This is a genomic window from Phaeobacter sp. HF9A, from assembly GCF_011806385.1.
Taxonomy (GTDB): Bacteria; Pseudomonadota; Alphaproteobacteria; order Rhodobacterales; family Rhodobacteraceae; genus Epibacterium.
Window position 1 is genome coordinate 1 of sequence record NZ_JAATOX010000226.1, and the last position, 2,587, is coordinate 2,587.

At 61.7% G+C, this 2,587-nt stretch carries 4 protein-coding genes; 3 read left to right on the forward strand and 1 reads right to left on the reverse strand.

The window, feature by feature from the left end:
* Positions 1-164: 164 nt before the first annotated feature.
* Positions 165-1,097, reverse strand: coding sequence for a glutaminase (locus HCZ87_RS20490; protein ID WP_167646941.1), 933 nt, complete (start codon positions 1,095-1,097; stop codon positions 165-167).
* A gap of 319 nt (positions 1,098-1,416) precedes the next feature.
* Between HCZ87_RS20490 and ihfB the strand changes: the two genes are divergently transcribed.
* The 3 genes from ihfB to HCZ87_RS20505 all read left to right on the forward strand — a co-directional run.
* Positions 1,417-1,701, forward strand: a complete 285-nt coding sequence (gene ihfB / locus HCZ87_RS20495; RefSeq protein WP_167646943.1) for an integration host factor subunit beta — start codon at positions 1,417-1,419, stop codon at positions 1,699-1,701.
* Positions 1,702-2,052 (forward strand): lipopolysaccharide assembly protein LapA domain-containing protein, encoded by a 351-nt coding sequence (locus tag HCZ87_RS20500; RefSeq protein WP_167646945.1) that lies wholly within the window; start codon positions 1,702-1,704, stop codon positions 2,050-2,052.
* 1 nt (position 2,053) lies between these two features.
* Positions 2,054-2,587: phosphoribosylanthranilate isomerase (locus tag HCZ87_RS20505; protein ID WP_167646947.1), on the forward strand; the 534-nt coding region annotated here is incomplete at its 3' end.

Here is a 2,587-nt window from a genome sequence, read left to right on the forward strand (position 1 = left end):
GATGACCCCCGCCCAGAAACTGAGAACGGCCGCGTAAATTCTACGACCAAGTCCCCGCAGAAACGGGGGGATTACCAGGGGACCTTTTTGATTCGTATGTGATAACATATCATTTATCGGCGAAGCGGTCGGGCGACAAGGCCATCGCCGTCAGCGCCGGCCAGTCAGCCGAACACCGACCAGCCGGTGGCCTGGGCAAAGCGCTCCACCGCCAGGGTGCCAAGGTGTGAATTGCCATATTGGTTCAGCCCCGGCGACCAGACCGCGATCGAGGCTCGCCCCGGGGCGATTACCAGAATGCCGCCGCCCACGCCGCTTTTGCCCGGCAGGCCCACGCGATAGGCAAAATCGCCAGAGCCATCATAATGGCCGCAGGTCAGCATCAAGGCATTGATCCTGCGCACCTGATCGCGGGCGATCAGGCCGGGCATATTCGGACCCCCCACAAGAAAGCGCCCGGACATCGCCAGCTGCCGGGGCGTCATCTCTATGGCGCATTGGTGGAAATAGGTGCCGCAGGTCAGCGCCGGGCTGTTGCGGAAATTGCCATGCGCCGCCATGAAATGGGCCAGTGCCATGTTGCGGTCGCCGTGCTCTGTTTCGGAGCGGGCGACGGCCTCGTCGATGTGAATGTCGTCATCCTCGGCGGCGGCGCGCACAAAGCGCAGGAGTTCGCCGAGGACCTCACGCGGGGCGTGCCCTGCCAGAATCGCATCGGTCACCACCAGCGCCCCGGGGTTGATGAAGGGATTGCGGGGAATGCCCTCTTCATGTTCGAGCTGCATGATCGAATTGAACGGCAAGCCCGAGGGCTCGCGCCCCACCCGGCGCCAGAGATCCTCGCCCAGGCGGCCAAGCGCCAGCGCCAGGGTGAAAACCTTGGAAACCGATTGAATCGAAAACCGCCGGTCGGCGTCGCCGCCGACAAACACGCGCCCATCGGCCAGTGCAACCGCCATGCCAAACTGGTTGGTATCGATCGAGGCCAGTTCAGGGATATATTGTGCCGCCTCGCCCCGATGGGGCGCGGCCTGCATCTCGGCGCAGATCTGATCAAGAATGACACGAAAGTCGAGTTCAGGGTTCGCTATGCTCATGGGCTCAGCCTTAGGGCCTGCGGCGCCAGGAGCAAAGACTGTTTCCGCTCACAGGATGGTCGCACCGGACTACAGCCTGCGGCGCGTCGGCGGATGGCGAATCAATCGCGGCGCGGAGACAGCAACGGGCGCATATTGCCCGAAACTTGTGCGGGAATGGCCGCATGAGTGACCGGCAGAGCCCGTCAAGTCAGGTAAAACCGCAGGAACTGGCAGATTTCCGCGATGGTCGCTCACCTAACCTGTTTGCGTAGAACAATTTTCTTCCTATAGTCGGTTCACGCTTAAGTCCATTCGCGGCGCTGGGAGGGCCACACGCATGATCCGTTCCGAACTGATCCAGAAGATTGCAGACGAAAACCCGCACCTGTATCAGCGAGATGTGGAACGGATCGTCAACACGGTCTTTGACGAGGTGACCGACGCGATGGCGCGTGGGGACCGGGTTGAACTGCGCGGCTTTGGCGCGTTCTCTGTCAAGAAACGCGATGCCCGCGTCGGGCGCAACCCGCGCACCGGCGAGACGGTCCATGTCGAGGAAAAGCACGTGCCATTCTTCAAGACCGGCAAGCTGCTGCGTGATCGTTTGAACGGAAAAGAGTAAATGCGTTACATCCGCTATGCTGTCTGGGCCGTACTGGCCGTGGTGTTGATCTCTGTGAGCCTGGCCAATCGCGGGTTGGTCACCTTGCAGCTGATGCCCGATGCGCTGGCGGAGCTGGTCGGGGTGAACCCGTCGATCACCCTGCCGCTCTTCATGGTGGTGCTTGGTGGTTTGGCGCTTGGGCTGGCGCTTGGCTATGTGCTGGAATACCTGCGCGAGCATAAGCATCGCCGCGAAGTTCGCGTGAAACAGGGCGAGGTCAAGAAGCTCTCGCGCGAGGTGAAGCGGCTCAAGCGGCAAAAGCACGATGGCAAGGACGAGGTGCTGGCGCTCCTTGAGGATGCCTCCTGACATGATCGAGATCCGCACCAAGATCTGCGGCATGAAAACGCCCGAAGACATCGCCGCCGCCGCCGAGGCGGGCGCGGCCTATGTGGGGCTGAATTTCTTCCCAAAATCAAAGCGCTCCGTCTCGATTGCGCAGGCGGCAGTGCTCGCCTCGGGCGCACCTGTCGGGCTGGCAAAGGTCGGTCTGGTGGTGGATCCTACGGATGACGAGCTGGATGCCATCATCGGCGCGGTGCCTTTGGACATGATCCAGCTGCATGGCAACGAGAGCCCGGAGCGCGTGGCCGAGGTGAAATCACGCTATGGTCTGCCGGTGATGAAGGTCATCGGCGTCGCCGAAGCTGCGGATCTTGCGCCGATCGATCTCTACTCCCAGATTGCGGATCAGATTATGATTGATGCCAAGGCCCCCAAGGGGGCTGAGCTTCCTGGCGGCAATGGCATCAGTTTTGACTGGCAGCTTCTGGCGGGCAAGAAATACTGGCAGGCGCCCTGGATGCTGGCCGGTGGTCTGACGCCCGAAAATGTTGCCGAGGCG

Coding starts and splice junctions, on each gene's coding strand:
- HCZ87_RS20500 (WP_167646945.1), top strand. CDS start 1,702: ATGCGTTACATCCGCTATGCTGTCTGGGCCGTACTGGCCGTGGTGTTG.
- ihfB (WP_167646943.1), top strand. CDS start 1,417: ATGATCCGTTCCGAACTGATCCAGAAGATTGCAGACGAAAACCCGCAC.
- HCZ87_RS20490 (WP_167646941.1), bottom strand. CDS start 1,097: ATGAGCATAGCGAACCCTGAACTCGACTTTCGTGTCATTCTTGATCAG.